Source organism: Microbacterium sp. ZW T6_19 (assembly GCF_044987465.1).
Taxonomy (GTDB): domain Bacteria; phylum Actinomycetota; class Actinomycetes; order Actinomycetales; family Microbacteriaceae; genus Microbacterium; species Microbacterium natoriense_A.
This window is the reverse complement of the sequence record NZ_JBJDRH010000008.1, coordinates 145991-165263: the sequence shown is the minus strand read 5'-3', so window position 1 is coordinate 165263 and position 19273 is coordinate 145991. Positions and strand designations below refer to the sequence as shown.

Genomic DNA, 19273 nt, shown 5'->3' with positions numbered 1-19273 from the left:
GGGCGCTGTCAACCGGCACGACGGCGCGGTGGTGATCCTCAGTTCTTTCATATCGTGGATATGAACTTCTCTATTGCGGAATAGTCCGCTCCGGCGTTACTGTTCTCGAACGCCCTCATTCGGAGAGGCGTCCAGACTCAACTCGATGACGAGCAAGAGAGGTCTCCTCCATGTCTTCCACTGAATCGCCCGATCCTGTCCGATCGCCCACCGGGCACAAGGATCTGATCCCCCGCACCGGACTGATCGTCCCGAAAGCGAAGAAGGTCGGCCGCGTCCGCTGGGCCATCGGCTTCCTGCTGTTCTTCGCGGTGCTGATCAATTACATCGACCGCAGCTCGATGTCCATCGCGGAGCACGACATGAGGATGGAGTTCGGGCTCACAGAGGGTCAGATCGGCATCATCCTCGGCAGCTTCGGCTGGTCGTATGCGCTCATGCAGATCCCCATGGGAATGCTCCTGGACAAGATCGGCATCAAGTGGGTCATGCGGGCCGCGACAGTCCTGTGGGCCGTCTCGTGCTTCCTCACCGCCATGATCAGCGGCATGGGCCTGCTTCTCATCGCCCGGCTGATCCTCGGCCTCGCCGAGGCGCCGATCTTCCCCGGCGCCATGAAGACCACGAGCTACTGGTTCCCGCGCAGCGAGCGCGGAATGGCCACCGTGATCTTCGACAGCGGCCAGCGCCTCTCCAACGTGATCGGCTTCCCCCTCGTCGGCGCCGCCGTCGCCCTGTTCGGATGGCGCGGCGCGTTCATCACCATCGGCGTGCTCAGCCTGATCTACTTCATCGTCTTCTTCGTCTTCTACCGAGACCCGAAGGAGATGAACCGCAAGGGCCGGCTGAGCGACGCCGAACTGAGCCACATCCTCGACGGCGGCGCGCAGCACGAAGACGCTCCGACGCCGAACCCGCTCGCCAACCTCGGATACATCCTGCGCCAGCGCAAGGTCTGGGGCATGTCGCTCGGACTCGGCTGCGCCGGCTACGTGCAGTGGATGCTGCTCACCTGGCTGCCGGGGTTCCTGCAGTCCCAGATGCACATGGACGTCGCGAAGTCGGGTCTGTTCACCGCCGTCCCCTGGTTGTTCGCCGTCGTCGTGCAGTACCTGCTGCCCGGCTATCTGTTGGATCGACTGGTTCGCAACGGGAAGTCCAGCACCGCGGTTCGACGAGTGTTCATCATCGGCGGCATGGTGCTCGCCACCACGATCGTCGGAACGGCGTTCACCACCGACCTCGTCTGGTCGCTCATCTGGATCACGCTGGGGATCACGGGCATCACCATCACCTTCAGCGTGACGAACTCGCTGCCCGCCCTGATCGCCCCGGAGGGCTCTGTGGGTGCGACGGGTGCTGTCATGAACACGGTGAACAACCTCATCGGCACGACCGCCCCGATCGTCACCGGGTTCATCGTGCAGTTCACCGGCAGCTTCGCCTGGGCATTCATCGTCGCCGGCGTCATGCTGGTCATCGGCATCATCTTCTACACGGTGGTGCTCGGCCGGATCGAGCAGATCCCGACCGTCGAGGAGCGTGCCGCCGCCGAGGTCGCGACGAGCGCCTGACCCGTCGGATCCGTCGAAGGGGGTGTTGCCGGTACCGGCACACCCCCTTCGCGCGTCCCTCTGCGCTGACGGTTCGGTCACGTCTGTGGCGGGCCGCCCGGCTCCGCACCCTGCCGATGCGTGACCGAACCCCAGGGCTGTCACGCTCGCGGTGAGCCGAATCCCATCACACCCTGCCGAGGCGTGACCGAGGTGCGCCCACCGCTGACCATGCGCCGACGGATGCGGGCGGGCCGAAATGCGCCGGACAAGCGAATCGCACCTCCCCAGGACGGAGAGGTGCGATTCGTTCGTCAGGACGGCGCTCAGGTGAGCTTGATCTGGCGGTTCATGTCCTTGTAGAGCAGGTAGCGGAAGTCCTCGGGGCCGCCGGCGTAGCAAGCCTGGGGGCAGAAGGCGCGCAGCAGCATGTAGTCGCCGGCCTCGCACTCGACCCAGTCGTCGTTGAGGCGGTAGACGGCCTTGCCCTGCAGCACGAACAGTCCGTGCTCCATGACGTGCGTCTCGGCGAACGGGATCGATCCGCCCGGCTTGAAGGTGACGATGTTCACCTGCATGTCGTGCGCCATGTCGCTCGCGTCGGAGAAGCGCGTGGTCGACCACACGTCGTCGGTGTCGGGCATCGAGACCGGCTCGATGTCCTTGTCGCTCGTGACGAAGGATGCTGGAGCGTCCACGCCCTCGAGCCACTCGTACGCCTTGCGGATCCAGTGGAAGCTCGTGATCTCCTCGCCATCGTTCGCGAGCGACCATGACGCGCCAGGCGCGATGAAGGCGTAGCCGCCCTCCTCCAGCACGTGCGTCTCGCCCTCGAGCGTGAGCGTGAGGCGCCCGGTCGTGACGAACACGACGCCCTCGACACCCGCCTCGGCCTCGGGCTTCGCCGCTCCACCGCCGGGCGCGATCTCGACGATCAGCTGCGAGAACGTGGTCGCCGAGCTCGGGGTCGGCCGCGCGATGATCCACGCGCGGGTGTTCGTGAAGCCGGGAAGGCTGCTGGTGACGATGTCGCGCAGCACGCCCTTCGGGATGAACGTGTAGGCGAGCTTGACGACCGCGCGATCGGTGAGCAGATCGGTCTGCGGCGGCAGGCCGCCGGCCGGGGTGTAGTAGGACATCATGCCTCCTTGGCGATGAGTTTCGGGTGGGCGAGACGCACGAGCTCTGTCGGCTCGGATCCCGTGGCTGAACGCACCTCGTCGATCGTGACGGCTCCGCACTCCAGTCCGCGCACGACGAAGCGGGCGAGGGCTCTGGCTGTGGCGGGCTCGTCCATGATGGTCGCGTCACTGCCGTGCAGGTAATTGTCGAGGCGCTTCGCCGCGGCGGCGAAGCCTTCGCGGTAGAAGGCGTAGGTCGCGAGGAACCGGGTGGGCAGCTGCGGTGCTGCGAGGTCCCAGCCCTGGTAGTAGCCGCGCTCGAGCGAGCGCCGCACGAGTCGGGCGTGCAGCTGCCACGCGGCCAGCGCGTTCTCCCCCACCGGGATCACGTTGGTCGACCCGTCCGAGAGCCGCACGCCGGTCTCGGCGACGGCGACCTGCATGACCTGCTTGGCGTAGTCGGCGGCCGGATGCTCCATCGACTGGTACGCCGCGGCGATCTGGAGCGAGGCACTGTAGTCGTAGGTGCCGTAGTGCAGCGCCGACACCCGCCCGTTCGCCCGGTGCAGAAGCGCTGCGACCGGCACCGAGCCGTCGGCGGCGACGATCAGCTGCGGGGTCTCCATCTGCACCTCGAAGCGCAGGCGCCCGGCATCCAATCCGAGGCGCTCCTCGAAGACCTCGCACAGCGAGACCATCGCTTCGACCTGCGCGGCCGTGGTCACCTTCGGCAGGGTCAGCACGAGCCCGTCGGGGAGAGGCCCGAGCGAGGCGAGCGTCGACAGGAACAGATCGAGGGTGCGGATGCCGCGGCGCCGGGTCGGCGCCTCGAAGCACTTGAAGCGGATGCCGATGAAGGGCGGGGCGACGCCTGCCGATACGGCTGCGGCGACGCGCTGCGCGGCGAGCACGGCATCCGCGTCCTCCTCGTCATCCGGCCGGGCGCCGTAGCCGTCCTCGAAATCGAGGCGGAGGTCTTCGATCGGCTCGGCGAGGAGCTTGGCGTCGACCAGGGGCGCGAGTTCGCCCGCGAGGTGCCCGAGCCCGATCGCTTCGGCCAGTGCCGCCGTGCCGCCGAACGCGGCCACGGCCTCGGCCGCCTGCGCGCCGAAGCGCGACGGGAGTTCGGGGTCGTACCGATCGGCGGGCACGTACAGCGTGTGCACGGGCTGTCGGGTGCCGTCGTCGCCGGGGTACTCGGTGGCGAGAAGGGCGTCGGTGCCGGCGAGCCGGGAGTCGATGCCGGCGAGGTCGTCCTCGGTGAGAGCTGTCATGGCTGCGGTCACTCTTTCGTCGCGCCGGCTTCGACGACGCGGACGATGGCTTCCGCGACCGCGCCGGCCACCAGCGGGTCGAAGACGCTGGGGATGATGAAGCTCGCGTTGAGCTCGTCCTCCCCCACTCGCGCGGCGATCGCGTCGGCGGCTGCGACCAGCATAGGCGGCGTGATGTCCGACACGCCCGCGTCGAGAAGACCGCGGAAGAAGCCGGGGAACGCGAGCACGTTGTTGATCTGGTTGGGGAAGTCGCTGCGCCCGGTGGCGACGACGGCCGCGTGCCTGGATGCGACGATCGGGTCGATCTCGGGCGTCGGGTTCGCCATCGCGAACACGATCGCGTCGTCGGCCATCGCCGCGATGTCGGCCTCGTCGAGCACGTTCGGAGCGCTGACGCCGATGAAGACGTCGGCGCCGACCACGGCCTCTTTGAGCGAGCCCTGGAATCCGCGCGGGTTGGTGGTCGCGGCGATCTCGACGCGGTGCGCGTCGGCGTACTCGCCACCAGCGTGGATCGCGCCGTCTCGACCGGCGGCGACGATGTCGTGCGCGCCCTCGGCGAGCAGCAGCTGGATGATGGCGTTGCCGGCGGCGCCCACGCCTGAGACGACGATGCGCACATCGCCGATCGACTTGCCGACGACCTTGAGCGCGTTGCGCAGCGCGGCGAGGGTGACGATCGCGGTGCCGTGCTGGTCGTCGTGGAACACCGGGATGTCGAGCTCTTCACGCAGCCGGGCCTCGATCTCGAAGCAGCGCGGAGCCGCGATGTCCTCGAGGTTCACGCCGCCGTACACGGGGGCGATCGCCTTGACGATCTTGATGATCTCCTCGGTGTCCTTGGTGTCGAGGCAGACCGGCCAGGCGTCGACGTTCGCGAACTGCTTGAACAGCGCGGCTTTGCCTTCCATCACGGGGAGCGCGGCCTCGGGGCCGATGTCGCCGAGGCCGAGGACGGCGGTGCCGTCGGTGACGACCGCGATCGTGTTGCGCTTGACTGTGAGCTGTCGAGCCTTGCTCTTGTCCTCGGCGATCGCCATGCAGACGCGGGCGACGCCCGGCGTGTACGCGCGGGACAGGTCGTCGCGGTTGCGCAGCGGGACACGGGGGTTGACCTCGAGTTTGCCGCCCAGGTGCATGAGGAACGTGCGGTCGCTCACGAGACGCACCGTGACGCCCTCGAGCGCTTCGACCGCGTCGCGCACCTGATCGGCGTGCTCCTCACCCGTGGTGTTGCAGGTCAGGTCGACGACGATCGTCGTGGGGTGCGATTCGACGACGTCGAGTGCCGTGATCGCGGCGCCCGCTCCGGCAGCAGCGGCGGCGAGCTCGCTCGTGACGCTGAACTTCGACGGGGCGTCGATGCGCAGGGTGATCGAGTTGCCGGGTCCCGGATTGGCCATGTTTCCTCCTCGTCGAGGTGAGCCGGCCGAGATCGGCGGCACACACGATGCACTTCTCTGAAATCTCCACGATTTTCGTATCGTGGACTCTATTATCTACTTTATGGAAAGTTGATGCAAGCCTGGATACGATGAGGGGCGAGATTTTCGATACGCGGCTTTCGCATGGTGAAATGATGGCGAGCAGGAGGTTCTTAATGGCTGAGAGCAAGACCCCGAAGAGCGCCGGATCCGGTGTGCAGTCGGTCGAGCGCGTGTTCGAGCTCCTGGAGCTGGTGACGGATGCCGGCGGCGACGTCACGCTGAGCGAACTCGCGGCATCCACCGATCTGCCCCTTCCGACGATCCACCGCCTGCTGCGCACACTCGTGACGCTCGGCTACGCCCGGCAGCTGCCGAACAGGCGCTATGCGCTGGGCCCGCGGCTGATCCGCATCGGCGAAGGCGCACAACGCCAGTTCGGAGCGCTGGCGCGGCCGCAGTTGAAGGGCCTCGTCGACGCGCTCGGCGAGAGCGCCAACATGGCCGTGCTCGACGGCGACATGGTCGTCTACGTCGCGCAGGTGCCGTCGCTGCACTCCATGCGCATGTTCACCGAGGTCGGCCGCCGCGCCCACCTGCACGACACGGGCGTCGGAAAGGCGATCCTCGCGCAGCTGCCCGACGAGACCGTGCGCGGCATCGTCTCGCGCGCCGGCATGCCCACTCCGACCGAACACAGCATCGGCACGGTCGACGCCCTGCTCGCGGAGCTCGACGTGATCCGCGAACGCGGCTACGCGATCGACGATCAGGAGCAGGAGATCGGCGTGCGCTGCTTCTCGATGGCCGTGCCTGACGCTCCGACCCCGACCGCGGTGTCGGTCTCGGGTCCGATCTCCCGCGTCGACGAGGCCTTCGGCGCACGCGCCGTGCCGTTGCTGCGCCGCGCCGCCGAGGCGATCGTCGGAGACCTCGCCAGCTGAGGTCCGGCCCGGCGCCCCTGCCGTTCGGGAGGAGCTCGCACGTTCGGGAGGAGGAATCATCCGGATTCCTCCTCCCGAACGTCTTCTCCCCTCCCGACCATTTCTCAGGCGGTCACGCTTCAGCGCACCTGCACGCCCTCGAACCCGCCTGAAGCGCGACCGACACGCGGGTTCAGTCACGCTTCGGCCGGCTGGCGCATTCGCCAACCCGCCTGAAGTGTGACCGAACCCGCGCTCCTGAGCGTGAATCCCTACTCCGCGTCGGAGCCGCTCGTGCCGGCGTTCACGTCGAGCAGGCGGTACTTCTCGAAGGCCTGAGCGGGGAGCGCGGCATCCACCTCTCCGCGCTTCGCGAGCAGCTGCAGAGTGCGCACCACGACCGACGGGCCGTCGATCTTGAAGAACCGTCGGGCGGCGGCGCGGGTGTCCGAGAAGCCGAAGCCGTCGGCGCCCAGGGTCGCCCAGTCGTTGGGAACGAACTGGCGCACCTGATCGGGCAGGTCCTTGGCGTAGTCGCTGACGGCGACGATCGGGCCCTCCGATCCCGCGAGCTGCGACACGAGGAAGGGCGTACGAGAGCCGCGGCCGAGGAACTCGTCCTCCTCGGCGGCGACGGCGTCGCGGCGCAGCTCGGTCCACGAGGTGACCGAGAACACCTCGGCGGCGATGCCCCAGTCGTCGCGCAGCAGCTGCTGCGCCTCGAGCGCCCAGGTCACGCCGATCCCCGAGGCGAGCAGGTGGGTGCGCGGGTTATCGACGGGCGAGATGCGGTGGATGCCGCCGAGGACGCCGGGCACATCCACGTCGGAAGGTTCGGCAGGCTGCACGATCGGCTCGTTGTAGACCATGAGGTTGTAGATCACGTTCCGGTCCTGGGACGAGGGGCCGTACATGCGCTCGATGCCTGCACGCATGATGTGCCCGATCTCGTAGCCGAACGCGGGATCGTAGGTGACGACCGCCGGGTTCGTCGCCGCGAGGATCGGCGAGTGCCCGTCGGCGTGCTGCAGCCCCTCGCCGGTCAGTGTGGTGCGCCCGGCAGTGGCGGAGATCAGGAATCCGCGCGCCATCTGGTCGGCTGCAGCCCACAGGGAGTCGCCCGTGCGCTGGAAGCCGAACATCGAGTAGAACACGTACACGGGGATCAGCGGTACACCGTGCGTGGCGTAGGCGGTGCCCGCGGCGGTGAACGCCGCGATGGAGCCCGCCTCGTTGATGCCGACGTGCAGGATCTGCCCCGACGTGGACTCCTTGTACGAAAGGACGATCTCGCGGTCGACCGCCAGGTAGTTCTGGCCGTTCGGGTTGTAGATCTTCGCGGTCGGGAAGAACGCGTCCATGCCGAAGGTGCGCGCCTCGTCGGGGATGATCGGGACGATCCTCTTGCCGAACTCCGGGTCGCGCATGAGGTCCTTCAACACGCGCACGAACGCCATGGTCGTGGCGGCCTGCTGCTTGCCGGAGCCGCGGGCCGCAACCTCGTACGCCTTCTCGTCGGGCAGGGCGATCTCGCCCGAGGCGTGCGGGCGCCGCTCGGGCAGGTAGCCGCCGAGCGCGCGACGGCGCTCCTGCAGATACGCGATCTCTTCGGCATCCGCCCCCGGGTGAAAGTACGGCGGCCGGTACGGGTCGGCCTCGAGCTGAGCGTCTGTGATCGGCACCCGCAGATGGTCGCGGAAGTCCTTGAGGTCCTGCAGCGTGAGCTTCTTCATCTGGTGGGTCGCGTTGCGCGCCTCGAAGCGCTGACCGAGTCCGTAGCCCTTGACCGTCTTGACGAGGATGACCGTGGGCCTGCCGTTGCGCTCCATGGACTTCGCGTAGGCGGCGTACACCTTGCGGTAGTCGTGGCCGCCTCGCTTGAGGCCCCAGATCTGGTCGTCGGTGAGGCCGTCGACCAGGGCCCGGGTGCGCGGATCGCGACCGAAGAAGTTCTCGCGGATGAATCCGCCCGACTCGGCCTTGTAGGTCTGGTAGTCGCCGTCGACGGTGGTGTTCATGATGTCGACGAGGGCGCCGTCGGCATCCGCGTCGAGCAGCGAGTCCCACTCGCGGCCCCAGATCACCTTGATGACGTTCCATCCGGCACCGCGGAAGAAGCCTTCGAGCTCCTGGATGATCTTTCCGTTGCCGCGCACGGGGCCGTCGAGGCGCTGCAGATTGCAGTTGACGACGAACGTGAGGTTGTCGAGGCCGTCGTTCGCGGCGAGCTGCAGCAGACCGCGCGACTCCGGCTCGTCCATCTCGCCGTCGCCGAGGAACGCCCACACGTGCTGGTCGGAGGTGTCCTTCAGACCGCGGCCTTCCAGGTAGCGGTTCGACTGCGCCTGATAGATCGCGTTCATCGGTCCGATGCCCATCGACACGGTCGGAAACTCCCAGAACTCGGGCATGAGCCGCGGATGCGGGTATGACGAGAGCGCGTGCCCCTGGCGGGACTTCTCCTGGCGGAAGCCGTCGAGATCCTCTTCGCCCAGACGCCCCTCCATGAAGGCGCGAGCGTACATCCCGGGCGAGGCGTGCCCCTGAAAGTAGATCTGATCGCCACCGCCGGGGTGGTCCTTGCCCCGGAAGAAGTGGTTGAAGCCGACCTCGTACAGGGTCGCGGCGCCGGCGTAGGTGGAGATGTGCCCGCCGACGCCGATGCCGGGTCGCTGCGCGCGGTGCACCATGACGGCGGCGTTCCACCGCATCCAGGCGCGGTAGCGTCGCTCGAGCTCCTCGTCACCGGGGTACTCGGGCTCGTCGGCGGACGCGATCGAGTTGACGTAGTCCGTCGTGGCGATCGGCTCGGAGCGGATGCCGGCATGGCCTGCCAGCGTGCGGACGATGTGCTCGCCACGGTCGGAGCCGCGTTCGGCGATGAGCGCATCGAGCGATTCGAGCCACTCAGCGGTCTCCTCGGGGTCGAGGTCGGCTGCGGTGGCGGAGGCGCGAGTGTCGGTCACTGTTCGGCCTTTCTTGTTAGATAGGGGGAGAGGTCAAGATCTGAGAGGACTCGAGGATGAGCGCACGCATCGCCGTCGTGACGGGAGCGGGCTCGGGCATCGGCAGGGCGGTGGCGCGCGCGCTGCTGGATGCCGGCTTCCGGGTCGCGCTGGCCGGACGCCGCGAGGACGCCCTGCGAGAGACGGCGGCCGAGCATCCGGACGCCCTCGTGGTTCCCGCCGACGTCACCGTCGAGGCCGAGGTCGAGGCGCTGTTCGCCGCGGTCGTCGCCGAATGGGGCCGCGTCGACGTACTGTTCAACAACGCCGGGGCCTTCGGCCCCGCAGCATCCGCCGCCGAGATCTCGCTCGCCGACTGGCAGAGCACTCTCGACGTGAACTTGACCGGTGCGCTGCTGTGCGCAGGCGCCGCGATGCGCGCCATGATGGCGCAGAGCCCGCAGGGCGGACGGATCATCAACAACGGATCGATCTCGGCCCAGGTGCCCCGACCGCTGTCGGTCGTGTACACCGTCTCGAAGCACGCGATCACGGGACTCACGAAGTCGATCGATCTCGACGGACGGGCCTATGGCATCTCCGCCGGACAGATCGACATCGGCAACGCCCGGACGTCGATCATGACGGAGATCGGCGTCGGCGACGGGGCTCTGCAGGCCGACGGCTCTCGCAAGGTCGAGCCGACGTTCGATGTGGCGGATGCCGCGCGAGCCGTGCTGTTCATGGCGCAGCTCCCTGCGGAGTCGAATGTCACCAGCCTGACGGTCGCGGCATCGGGCATGCCGTTCGGCGGACGCGGCTGAGAGATCAGACGCGGCTGAGAGACCGGACGCGGCTGAGAGATGATGAGCGGTCCCGATCATGTGCGGACCTCCTCGTCCTGTCGCCGGGTCGGCATCGGGTGTGGCGGGCGTGGTCGGGGTGAGCCCGGTGCGTCATCGGGACGAGCTCACCCCCGATGCTCCGGCATCTGATCCGGCGCACCCGCGTGAACATACATTTCGCATTATGGAATAATAGTTTCAGCATGCGTAACAAGCATGGCGCGCGTCCGAGTGCTTGTCAAGGTGCCGCGGGGTCCGTGCGACTCTGACGGGAACGCACAGACCTCGCGGCAGGAGCCGGCCCTCAATGGGCTGATGAGCCCTCCGGCTCCTCGTCGACGACGGGGATGGCCTTCCCCTTGGCGTCGACGAGCTTTCCGCCTTCGTAGCGGTCTCCTTCGCGGAGAACCCGGATGACGTCGGTCTTGACCGCGCGCACCGGGCTCGCGGCGAAGACCGACGGATTCGACGGGTTGCCCTGGGAGAAGTGGTTGAACACGAGGTTCAGCAGGATCGCCATGATGGCGGCCGAGCTGATGCCCGAGCCGAAGATGACCTGGAACCACGTCGGGAAGTTCATGTAGATGTCATGGTTGACCTCGGGCAGCACGCCGAAGGACAGCGAGGCGGCCACGATGATCAGGTTCATGTTTCCGTCGTACTTGACCTTGGAGAGGGTGCGGATGCCGGAGGCGGTGACCGTGCCGAACAGCACCAGCCCCGCGCCGCCGAGGACGGCGGTGGGCACCGCGGCGACGATGCGGCCGAGAACCGGGAGCAGACCCAGGACGATGAGGATGACACCGCCGGCCGCGACCGCGTAACGGCTCTTGATCTTCGTGACGGCGACGAGGCCGACGTTCTGTGCGAAGGCGCTCTGGGTGAACGAGTTGAAGATCGGCGAGACCGCGCTCGAGACCATGTCGGCCCGGAGCCCCGCCGCGATGCGCTTGCGATCGACCTGGGAGCCGGTTATCTCGGCGACGGCGATGATGTCGGCGGTCGTCTCGGTGAGGATCACGAGCACGACGATCGTCATCGAGACGATCGCGGCGAGGTCGAACGACGGCACGCCGAACGCGAAGGGGCTCGGGAACGCGAAGATCGGGCCGTCGAAGACCCGGGAGAAGTCGGCCTTGCCGATCAGCGCCGCGAAGACCGTGCCGACCACCATCGCGATGAGGATCGACAGGCGCGAGATGGTCGAGTTGCCGAGCTTCGAGAGCAGCATGATGACGAGGAGCGTGAAGCCGGCGATGCCGACGAACACCGGATCGGCGTAGTTGTCGGCCTGCGGGTTCGCCCCCGTGATCCAGCGCGCGGCGACCGGCACGAGCGAGAGGCCGATCATGGTGATCACGGTTCCGGTGACGACGGGCGGGAAGAAGCGCACGATCTGCGCGAAGAACGGCGCGATCACGAGACCGATCAGCGACGCCACGATGACGGCCCCGAACACGGCCGGCAGGCCGCTCCCCCGGTTGACGATCGCGAGCATCGTCGCGACGCCGGCGAAGGAGACGCCCTGCACGAGCGGCAGCTGAGAGCCGAAGAACGGGATGCCGAGGGTCTGCAGCAGCGTCGCGAGGCCGCCCATGAACAGGCACGCGGCGACGAGCACACCGACCTCGGTCGGATTCAGGCCGGCGGCGGCGCCGATGATGAGCGGCGGCGCGATGATGCCGCCGTACATGGTCAGGACGTGCTGGAGTCCGAACATGAAGGCCGTGCCGATTCCGAGACGTTCGTCTTCGGGGCGCCTGGATTCTGCTCCGGTCTTGGTGGAGTTGCTGGTCTTGGTCGAGTTGCGTACAGCGAACATCTGGTGGACCTCCTTGTCCGTGACCCGCTCTTCGGGGTGGGCTCGATGGGCATGACGAATAGCGGTCGCCTCACGTCGAGACGACCTCGATGGTTCAGGGGTGAGTCCGGTGCGTCGGGAACGGACTCACCCCCGGCGCCGGATCGGCGACCCGGCGCGGTGTGTCGGACGGAGAGCGCGGCGGCTCCTCGTCCGGCTGATCAGCAGAAGCCGGCAGAGCCGCTCCACGACCAGTGGTCGGTGTCCGCGCCTTCGCGGAGGAACGACGCCTCGATCAGGCCGTAGGGGCGGTCGGCGGCGAAGAACACCTCGTTCGGGTTCTCCAGTCCGAACGGCGACAGGTCGACGACGAAGTGGTGGCTGTTCGGGGTGGAGAAGCGGATCTCGTCGATCTCTGGGTGCGCCTCGAGCACGGCCTCGGCCATCTCCTTCAGCGTGTGCTGCAGTGCGTAGGAGTAGTTGCGCGAGAAGCCCGCGAGCAGTCGGCTGCGGACGTCGGCGAAGACCTCGTTGAAGTCGAGGTCGTTGCGGTTGTAGCGCCATTTGGCCGTGACGGAGGTGGCGAGGATGCGGTCCTCGGTCTCGGGCAGCGTCGTGTACTTCTCCTTCGGGTAGCCGACGAAGCCGCTCTGGGTCGACTTGAGGACCTTAAGATCCTGCAGCCCGGCGATGACGGTGGTGTCGTCGCCGTCGATCTGCACCAGCGCGGTGCGGGTCTCGGTGCCACCTGCCACGAAGGCGTGATCGTGGGGGCCGTCGTCGCCCTCGATGCGCTGCCAGGTGTATTGCTCGGCTTCCCAGCGTCCGCCGGTGACCCAGTCGAACTCGCCCGTGAAGTGGGCGCCGAGACGGAGCAGGAACTCCTCGGGGCTTCCGATGCCGTCCTTCGCGAAGGCGTAGACGGTGTTCTTCTGCGTGTCGGTCGCGACGACGTGCTCGTTGTTGCCGTCGAAGTGCGCGCTCGCGAAGTTACCGCGCAGTTGCGAGGTGACGTTCAGGTCTTCGATCTCGTGACGAGCGGTGTCGCGCGTGATGCGCACGACACGCACCTCGGCCTTGCCGTACTGGTTCTTGCCCAGAATGATGTCGGTCATTTCGATACTCAGCTTCCTCGGTAAGTGGAATAGGCGAACGGGCTCAGCAGAAGAGGCACGTGATAGTGCGCCTGCTCAGCGTCGACCTGGAAGGTCAACACCACCTCCGGGAAGAAGGCGGCCGTGTCGATGCCGGCGAAGTAGGCCGCCGTGTCGAACCGGAGGCGGTACGCACCGCTCTCCAGCCGCTCGGGGCCCAGTTCTTTCACCCGCCCGTCAGCATCGGTGAGGCCCGAACCGATCCCGACCCATCCGTCGCCGACTCGGGCCTCGAGTTCGACGGCGACGCCGGGCGCGGGGCGCCCGATCGATGTGTCCAGGATGTGGGTGGTCACGTGAGAGACGCTCATGCGCGTGCTCCTTCAGTCTCGATGGCTCCGGCGAGGCGGAGTGCGGCGATCTCGCGCAGCTGCTGGTCGATCACGGTCAGCTCCTGTTCGGGGGTGTTGCCCAGTCGCTGCTGCAGCAGAGCGAGGATGTCGTCGGCCGACCGCCCAGCGGCGCGGACCAGATACACACGGTCGAACTTCGCCTCGTAGGCGCGGTTGCCGGCGGCGAGAGCGTCGGCCGCGCTCGCGTCGACGCCGGCCTGCTCACTGCGCGCGTGCGCCGCTTCGGGACTGTCGCCCTGGGCGCGCTCCCCGATGCGGGGGTGGTGCGCCAGCGCGGCGTCGAGCTCCGCCTCGGTGAGCGGCGCAGCCACGTGCATCGCGGCATCCGTCAGCGCATCGATCGAGGCGTAGGGGCGCCCTGCGATGAGCGCGTCATACCAGCGGGGAACATCCAGCGCAGGTTTCGCGACGCTCAGAGCGGCGACGCGGGTGCTGGAGTTGAAGTCCTCGAGCAACATCTTCGATCCTCATCACATGTTGGCATCCGACGTGTAAGGACTATACGGAGCCTCTGTTTCGAGAGGATTAAATTTCCGTATGTCGGAACTGTTATTTCAACATGTGTAAACAGTATGAGCAGGGATGTTCGTGGTGTCAACCCTTGCCCCCACTTTCTAAACTATGCCTGCCGCCAACGCGTCCCGTCCGCACCAGCCACATCGCCTTCGTTCGATCAATCGAATCGACGATTGCTGTTGACCCCCGCTGTCTCCAGGAGTAGATATATCTCGGGGGAACCGTAATTCGCGAAACCGTGGATGACGGGGGATTTTCATGTCAAAGATGACCTAGGAGGAAAAATGCGCTTTCGTCGCGCCTTTGCCACTTCAGTCGTGGCCCTGACACTCATGATCGCTTCAGCTCCACCGGCGCATGCGTCCCCGCCCCAGCCACCCTCGCCCGAAACCACGTCAACGTTCATGCCGATGATGGTCCTGGAGTACGACGCCGAAGTGGCGGCCGCCAACGGCTACAAGATCGTTACCGAGCCTGACGGGACGCAGTATTCGGTCCCGGTAACGCCCGCAGCAGTCGCTCAGCAACAACATTTTGACCAACTCAAAGCGTCAACCTTGAGCGCCAAGGCTGGTGGCGATGCGTGGGGGGATTGCGGTGGATCGGGAATCTCTGCCGTGAAAGGGTCTCTTGACATCCTCCGCTGGCACACATGGTTCACCGTTTTTGGCGCCGCCACCAGCTACTCGTGGCATGTGAGCGCCATCGGTGCCGTCAGTTCGAACTTTTGGGACATGGGTGGTGCAGGACCCGCCTCAGGCTCAAAGTCGTTCGACGGAGCGGGGAAGGTTGTGGGGCCGGGATATGCGACCGTTCCGATCTGGTCAGTCGTGACGCTAGCGAGTGGCGCTGTGTGCTATTCGCTGGGACCGACAGCCTGGTTCGGTTGAGCAAAACGGGCGGTGGCGGCTCTTTCGTCACCGCCCGAGGTCACCGGGCTGTTCATCAACACGAGCGGAAAGAACCGGCTTTGGCCCACCCGGATGCGATGCCACGTCTTCCCGGGCCTGGCCGTCCGCGACGAACGAAATCCTGATCTGATCCCCCCGGTGCGCTACCGTTCCCTCATCCGGATCTTGAGACGTCACGACGAATATCCCTGGCCACGTGGCTGCAGTGATCGGTTCGCCGTCTGGCTCCGATCCCGCAAGATCGAGTCCAAGCTTGAGCAGTTGGTCCCGAGCGATATGCACGTACTGACCCACGATTCCCGGCACAACGACTAGCGCCGAATCCATGATGAACCTTCCGACGGCGCGGACATTCGATGAGAATCATCATGCATCCGCCAGGCCCGCCAGTCGAGCCACTTCGCTCTAAGCGGACACATCGCACGTGCACGGCGTTCGCCAAGCCCTGACCGAGCAAAGTCCGACCTTCAAAGCCGTCAGACGCCGAGTTCGGCGCGCAGGCGTGCGACGTGGCCGTCCGCGTCGACGCCGTACTCGGCACGCTGCACGACGCCGTCTCCGTCGAGCACGAAGGTCGAGCGGATGACGCCGTCGAAGGTGCGGTCGCCGACGGTCTTCTCGCCCCATACGCCCCAGGCCTTCGCCACGGCGGCGTCGGAATCGGCGAGCAGCGGGAAGGTCAGCCCCTCGGCATCCGCGAAGGCGCGGATCTCGTCGACGCTGTCGGGCGAGACGCCGATCACGGCGTAGCCGGCCGCGTTGAGCGACGACAGGCTGTCGCGGAAGTCGCAGGCCTCTGTCGTGCACCCGGGCGTCGCCGCCTTCGGATAGAAGTAGACGACGACGTTGCGGCCAGCGAAGTCGGCGAGCGAGACGGCGTTGCCGTCCGCGTCGGCGAGCGTGAAGGCAGGAGCGGTGTCGCCTGCGGTGAGTTGCGTCATGGGAATCTCCTCGTGGTCGGATACTGCGTTTCGTCTCGCTCCGCTCGCTCAACGAACGGGTGCCGGATGCTGCTCGGTCAGCGCACGACGACGTGCACGTCGAAGGCCTCGGCGAGCTGCATGATCTTGCGCGCGCGCCCGAGGCGAGGAAGGTCGCTTCCGTCACGGACGATCTGCCCGCGCGCATCGAAGTCCTGCAGGAACTCGTAGGCCCATTCGACATCGGTGCGGGTGGGGCTGATGACCTCGTTGACCACGGGGGTCTGATCGGGAGACAGGCAGAGTTTGCCCGTCATCCCCATCGAGACCGTGATCGCGGACTGCTCGCGGAGGATCGGATGGCTCGACCCGACGGTCGGGCCGTCGATCGGACCGGGGAGCCCAGCGGCCCGGCTCGAGACGACCAGGCGGGCGCGCGGATAGGCCATCGCCTCCCGGTCGGCCGACATGCCGGTGTCTCGACGGAAGTCGCCGCTGCCGAACGCCAGGCGGAACACGCCCTTGGCCCGGGCGATCTCCGTCGCGTTCTCGATGCCGATCGCGGATTCGACGAGTGCCACGACGGGCACCTTCGCGCCGAGGCGGTTGTAGGTGTCCATGGCCTGACCGCCGAGCTCGGTCTTCGCGAGCATCACTCCGCGCAGACCCTGAGCCGCGCGCAGCGCCTCGATGTCGGCGGCCCAGTGCTCGCTCGTGGCGTCGTTGATGCGCACCCAGGCGCTGCCGCCCGAGCTGAGCCAGTCCACGACGTCCTGCCGCGCCGCGTCCTTGCGGCTCGCGTCGACAGCATCCTCGATGTCGAGCACGACCGCATCGGCGTGCGATGCGGCGGCGGCGTCGAACGTCTCCGGCCGGGTGGCCGCGACGAGCAGCCACGAGCGGGCGAGCTCAGGCGCGATCTCGCGCGTGGTCACGGGCGCCAACGGTGCCAGCGGAGCGTTCATTCATTCTTTCCGTTCTGTGAAATTTCATTTCTACTAAACGAAAAGACTACTCCTCGCCTCGGCTGCCCGTCCAGAGCGGACGGACCACATCGAGGATGCCTGCTGCGACCTCGCGCTTGGAACCGGATGCCGTCGCGGCCACGGCGCCGTCTGGGGCGAGCACGATCACGGCGTTCTCGACCGCCTCGAATCCCCGCTCCCAGCCGACCTCGTTCACCACCAGCAGATCGACGCCCTTTCGCTGCTGCTTGCGGCGGGCGCGTGCCAGCAGCTCCTCCTGATCGCCCTCGGTCCCCGGGGTCTCGGCAGCGAATCCGACGATCAGCTGCCCGTCACGGCGCGCTCGCACAAGACCCGCCACGATGTCCTCGTTCTCCGCGAGCTCGATCGCCGGAATCCCGCCCGCCTCCTTGGTCAGCTTGCGCGGCGACACCTCGACCGGCCGGTAGTCGGCGACCGCCGCCGCCATCACGATCGCATCGGCGGAGGCTGCGGCCTCCGCCATCGCCTGCCCGAGCTCGGCCGCGGTTCCCACGTGCCGGATGCGGACGGACGGATGCTGCGCTGGGGCGAGCACGTCGCCGGCGACGTTCGCGGCGACGAGGGTCACCTCGGCGCCCCGGGCCGCCGCCTCTGCGGCGAGCGCGACCCCCTGCCTGCCGCTGGATCGATTGCCGAGATACCGCACCGGGTCGATCGGCTCGCGCGTGCCGCCCGCCGAGATCGCGATCCGCAGCCCCTCGAGGTCGCGCGGGGCGAGAAGGGCGAGCGCGGCATCCGCGATGCCCTCCGGCTCGATCATCCGCCCCGGCCCGCTGTCGCCTCCGGCCAGCTCGCCGACGGCAGGCCCGACGATGTGCACTCCGCGGCTCTGCAGCGTGGCGATGTTCGCCTGGGTGGACGGATGCCGCCACATCTCCGCGTGCATCGCCGGGGCGATGAGCACGGGCGCTTCGGTCGCCAGGAGGGTCGAGCCGAGCAGGTTGTCCGCGATCCCCGCCGTCATCTTCGCGATGGTGTTGGCGGTCGCGGGCGCCACGACGACGAGATCGGCGTCCTGGCCGAGAGCGACGTGGCGCACCTTGGCCACGTCGTCGTGCACGCTGGTGGTCACCGGGTTGCGGCTGATCGCCTCCCAGGTGGGCAGGCCCACGAAGCGCAGCGCGTCTTCCGTGGGGATGACCGTCACCTCGTGCCCCGCCTTGATCAGCAGCCGGACGAGCTGCACGGACTTGTACGCGGCGATTCCACCGGTGACTCCGACGACGATGTTCACGGTTCGATTCTGCCTCGTCCGGCGCTCGCCCGGGTCGCCGTTAGCATCGACTGCATGGGGGATCTCGAGGATTGGGAGGCGGGCGTGGTCCGCGACCCGCACACACCGCCGCAGGCACTGGCCGACATCGCCGAGCGACGTTACGACCTGCACCCTGCGATCGCCGCGCATCCTCGCGTGTATCCGGGACTGCTCCAGTGGATGGCGGCGGTCACTCCCGCCCCGACGGCGACCCCCCAACCCACACCGTACGGCTCCGCGCCGGATCAGCCTGCGCAGAACCCGATCACGCAGGATCTCGCTCGATCAGTCTCCCCGCAGAGCCAACCCTCTCAGCCGTCGTCGGCGCAGTACTACCCCATCTCGGCCGGCCGTCCCGCTCCCCCGCCTCGCCGCCGCGGCGTCGGATGCTGGCTCGCCGGGTGCGGGTGCCTCACCCTCGCCGGGATCTTCCTCGTGGTGCTGTTCATACTCGGCGGGCTCGGGTCTCTGACGTCGCCCGATGAGGGAACGCCTTCCGGGCAGTCGGGGTCGGACGAGATCGCCGAGAACATCGCGACCTACCAAGCCGAACTCGAGACGATCCGCACACTGTCGGCCGACTTCGAGGGGAACCCCGTCGCGCCGCTCATCCTCGATCAGCCTCGGCTCGACGAGATCGCGGCGGAGGCGGCCGATCCGGACATGAACGTCTTCGAGTCCCGCGCGCTCGTGCAGGACATCGGCTGGGTCCGTGCCAACCTCGAGCCGATCGTCGCGGCGGCCCAGCAGCGTCGCGCCAACGCCTCGGGAACCGCGTCGGAGGCGCTCGTCGATCAGGCTGGCAACGGCTACATCGACATCGCGTGGGACGCTGCCGAGCACTGCGGCGAGGTCGGAGAACCGAACAAGGTGACGGTGGCATGTCCGACCGGCGGCTCCTCGCCCGTGCTCCACATCATGGAGGAGTCGTACTACCCGAGCCAGGCCGCCTTCGAGCACGTCGTCCTCCACGAGCTCGCGCACCTGTATCAGTCGGCGGATCAGGCCCGATTCGCCGACAGCGCCGGCGACGTGGACCGACTCCTCGCGCAGGGACTGTTCAACGGAAGCGAGGAGTCGTTCGCCGACTGCTACGCGCTCACCTATCAGAACCTCTGGACGCTGGACTTCGGCAACATCACCTACGGCTACGGCTACATCTGCAACGACTCGGAGCGTCAGGCGCTTCGCGACTGGGCAGCAGCACTGAACGTGCCGATGCCCGGCTGACGCGCCGAAGTCCCTGGTGTCTTGACCACCCAGGACAC

At 67.4% G+C, this 19273-nt stretch carries 17 protein-coding genes; 5 read left to right on the top strand and 12 right to left on the bottom strand.

The features are described from left to right. Nucleotides 1–170 precede the first annotated feature (170 nt). Complete coding sequence (locus ACI3KT_RS13795) at nucleotides 171–1574, top strand: MFS transporter (protein WP_292904964.1); 1404 nt, start codon at nucleotides 171–173, stop codon at nucleotides 1572–1574. Nucleotides 1575–1879: 305 nt separating this feature from the next. On the opposite strand, the gene ACI3KT_RS13790 is transcribed toward ACI3KT_RS13795, so the two are convergent. Genes ACI3KT_RS13790 through ACI3KT_RS13780 form a run of 3 tightly spaced genes read right to left on the bottom strand, consistent with a single transcriptional unit; the run spans nucleotide 1880 to nucleotide 5354 of the window. Further along, on the bottom strand, nucleotides 1880–2695 hold the full coding sequence (locus ACI3KT_RS13790; RefSeq protein ID WP_404904873.1) for a bifunctional allantoicase/(S)-ureidoglycine aminohydrolase: 816 nt from the start codon (nucleotides 2693–2695) through the stop codon (nucleotides 1880–1882). After that, the gene (locus ACI3KT_RS13785; protein ID WP_292904960.1) at nucleotides 2692–3948 is read right to left on the bottom strand and encodes a DUF6986 family protein; all 1257 of its coding nucleotides are present in this window, start codon (nucleotides 3946–3948) and stop codon (nucleotides 2692–2694) included. Before ACI3KT_RS13785 ends, ACI3KT_RS13790 begins: the two co-directional genes overlap by 4 nt. An 8-nt stretch (nucleotides 3949–3956) precedes the next feature. Continuing rightward, nucleotides 3957–5354 carry an NAD-dependent malic enzyme gene (locus ACI3KT_RS13780; protein ID WP_404904871.1) on the bottom strand — a complete coding sequence of 466 codons (1398 nt, stop codon included), beginning with the start codon at nucleotides 5352–5354 and terminating at the stop codon, nucleotides 3957–3959. Between the two features lie 197 nt (nucleotides 5355–5551). Here ACI3KT_RS13780 and ACI3KT_RS13775 point away from each other — a divergent pair, with 197 nt between their 5' ends. Beyond that, nucleotides 5552–6319, top strand: a complete 768-nt coding sequence (locus ACI3KT_RS13775; protein WP_307292445.1) for an IclR family transcriptional regulator — start codon at nucleotides 5552–5554, stop codon at nucleotides 6317–6319. 251 nt (nucleotides 6320–6570) lie between these two features. Here ACI3KT_RS13775 and aceE read toward each other — a convergent pair whose 3' ends face one another. After that, nucleotides 6571–9264 carry a pyruvate dehydrogenase (acetyl-transferring), homodimeric type gene (gene aceE / locus ACI3KT_RS13770; RefSeq protein ID WP_404904870.1) on the bottom strand — a complete coding sequence of 898 codons (2694 nt, stop codon included), beginning with the start codon at nucleotides 9262–9264 and terminating at the stop codon, nucleotides 6571–6573. A 56-nt stretch (nucleotides 9265–9320) separates the two neighbouring features. Here aceE and ACI3KT_RS13765 point away from each other — a divergent pair, with 56 nt between their 5' ends. Next, entirely contained in the window at nucleotides 9321–10067 is a 747-nt protein-coding gene (locus tag ACI3KT_RS13765; protein WP_404904868.1) for an SDR family oxidoreductase, read from the top strand. A gap of 325 nt (nucleotides 10068–10392) precedes the next feature. On the opposite strand, the gene ACI3KT_RS13760 is transcribed toward ACI3KT_RS13765, so the two are convergent. The 4 genes from ACI3KT_RS13760 to uraD all read right to left on the bottom strand — a co-directional run bounded on the left by ACI3KT_RS13760 (nucleotide 10393) and on the right by uraD (nucleotide 13854). Further along, complete coding sequence (locus tag ACI3KT_RS13760; protein ID WP_404904865.1) at nucleotides 10393–11910, bottom strand: nucleobase:cation symporter-2 family protein; 1518 nt, start codon at nucleotides 11908–11910, stop codon at nucleotides 10393–10395. Between the two features lie 200 nt (nucleotides 11911–12110). Further along, a complete protein-coding gene (pucL, locus tag ACI3KT_RS13755) occupies nucleotides 12111–13004 on the bottom strand; it encodes a factor-independent urate hydroxylase (RefSeq protein ID WP_404904864.1) in 894 nt (297 codons plus the stop codon). An 8-nt stretch (nucleotides 13005–13012) separates the two neighbouring features. Beyond that, complete coding sequence (gene uraH / locus ACI3KT_RS13750; RefSeq protein WP_292904946.1) at nucleotides 13013–13354, bottom strand: hydroxyisourate hydrolase; 342 nt, start codon at nucleotides 13352–13354, stop codon at nucleotides 13013–13015. After that, entirely contained in the window at nucleotides 13351–13854 is a 504-nt protein-coding gene (gene uraD, locus ACI3KT_RS13745) for a 2-oxo-4-hydroxy-4-carboxy-5-ureidoimidazoline decarboxylase (RefSeq protein ID WP_404904861.1), read from the bottom strand. The genes uraH and uraD overlap by 4 nt, the downstream gene beginning before the upstream one ends. A gap of 342 nt (nucleotides 13855–14196) precedes the next feature. On the opposite strand from uraD, the gene ACI3KT_RS13740 reads away from it, so the two are divergent. Then, nucleotides 14197–14802: a hypothetical protein gene (locus ACI3KT_RS13740; protein ID WP_404904860.1), complete on the top strand. Its 606-nt coding sequence runs from the start codon at nucleotides 14197–14199 to the stop codon at nucleotides 14800–14802. Between the two features lie 27 nt (nucleotides 14803–14829). Here the strand turns inward: ACI3KT_RS13740 and ACI3KT_RS13735 are convergent, their stop codons facing one another. The 4 genes from ACI3KT_RS13735 to coaBC form a co-directional block, all read right to left on the bottom strand. Continuing rightward, a complete protein-coding gene (locus tag ACI3KT_RS13735) occupies nucleotides 14830–15150 on the bottom strand; it encodes a PASTA domain-containing protein (RefSeq protein WP_404904858.1) in 321 nt (106 codons plus the stop codon). A gap of 149 nt (nucleotides 15151–15299) precedes the next feature. Then, nucleotides 15300–15764, bottom strand: a complete 465-nt coding sequence (bcp, locus tag ACI3KT_RS13730; RefSeq protein ID WP_404904856.1) for a thioredoxin-dependent thiol peroxidase — start codon at nucleotides 15762–15764, stop codon at nucleotides 15300–15302. A 77-nt stretch (nucleotides 15765–15841) separates the two neighbouring features. Next, entirely contained in the window at nucleotides 15842–16708 is an 867-nt protein-coding gene (locus ACI3KT_RS13725; protein ID WP_404904854.1) for an HpcH/HpaI aldolase/citrate lyase family protein, read from the bottom strand. Between the two features lie 46 nt (nucleotides 16709–16754). Continuing rightward, nucleotides 16755–17984, bottom strand: a complete 1230-nt coding sequence (gene coaBC / locus ACI3KT_RS13720) for a bifunctional phosphopantothenoylcysteine decarboxylase/phosphopantothenate--cysteine ligase CoaBC (RefSeq protein WP_404904852.1) — start codon at nucleotides 17982–17984, stop codon at nucleotides 16755–16757. A gap of 54 nt (nucleotides 17985–18038) precedes the next feature. Here coaBC and ACI3KT_RS13715 point away from each other — a divergent pair, with 54 nt between their 5' ends. Beyond that, entirely contained in the window at nucleotides 18039–19235 is a 1197-nt protein-coding gene (locus ACI3KT_RS13715) for a hypothetical protein (protein WP_404904850.1), read from the top strand. Nucleotides 19236–19273 lie beyond the last annotated feature (38 nt).

What these genes read in the sequence shown, in the direction of transcription:
- ACI3KT_RS13795 (WP_292904964.1), top strand. Translation starts at nt 171, where the DNA reads ATGTCTTCCACTGAATCGCCCGATCCTGTCCGATCGCCCACCGGGCAC.
- ACI3KT_RS13790 (WP_404904873.1), bottom strand. Translation starts at nt 2,695, where the DNA reads ATGATGTCCTACTACACCCCGGCCGGCGGCCTGCCGCCGCAGACCGAT.
- ACI3KT_RS13785 (WP_292904960.1), bottom strand. Translation starts at nt 3,948, where the DNA reads ATGACAGCTCTCACCGAGGACGACCTCGCCGGCATCGACTCCCGGCTC.
- ACI3KT_RS13780 (WP_404904871.1), bottom strand. Translation starts at nt 5,354, where the DNA reads ATGGCCAATCCGGGACCCGGCAACTCGATCACCCTGCGCATCGACGCC.
- ACI3KT_RS13775 (WP_307292445.1), top strand. Translation starts at nt 5,552, where the DNA reads ATGGCTGAGAGCAAGACCCCGAAGAGCGCCGGATCCGGTGTGCAGTCG.
- ACI3KT_RS13765 (WP_404904868.1), top strand. Translation starts at nt 9,321, where the DNA reads ATGAGCGCACGCATCGCCGTCGTGACGGGAGCGGGCTCGGGCATCGGC.
- ACI3KT_RS13760 (WP_404904865.1), bottom strand. Translation starts at nt 11,910, where the DNA reads ATGTTCGCTGTACGCAACTCGACCAAGACCAGCAACTCCACCAAGACC.
- pucL (WP_404904864.1), bottom strand. Translation starts at nt 13,004, where the DNA reads ATGACCGACATCATTCTGGGCAAGAACCAGTACGGCAAGGCCGAGGTG.
- uraH (WP_292904946.1), bottom strand. Translation starts at nt 13,354, where the DNA reads ATGAGCGTCTCTCACGTGACCACCCACATCCTGGACACATCGATCGGG.
- uraD (WP_404904861.1), bottom strand. Translation starts at nt 13,854, where the DNA reads ATGTTGCTCGAGGACTTCAACTCCAGCACCCGCGTCGCCGCTCTGAGC.
- ACI3KT_RS13740 (WP_404904860.1), top strand. Translation starts at nt 14,197, where the DNA reads ATGCGCTTTCGTCGCGCCTTTGCCACTTCAGTCGTGGCCCTGACACTC.
- ACI3KT_RS13735 (WP_404904858.1), bottom strand. Translation starts at nt 15,150, where the DNA reads ATGGATTCGGCGCTAGTCGTTGTGCCGGGAATCGTGGGTCAGTACGTG.
- bcp (WP_404904856.1), bottom strand. Translation starts at nt 15,764, where the DNA reads ATGACGCAACTCACCGCAGGCGACACCGCTCCTGCCTTCACGCTCGCC.
- ACI3KT_RS13725 (WP_404904854.1), bottom strand. Translation starts at nt 16,708, where the DNA reads ATGAACGCTCCGCTGGCACCGTTGGCGCCCGTGACCACGCGCGAGATC.
- ACI3KT_RS13715 (WP_404904850.1), top strand. Translation starts at nt 18,039, where the DNA reads ATGGGGGATCTCGAGGATTGGGAGGCGGGCGTGGTCCGCGACCCGCAC.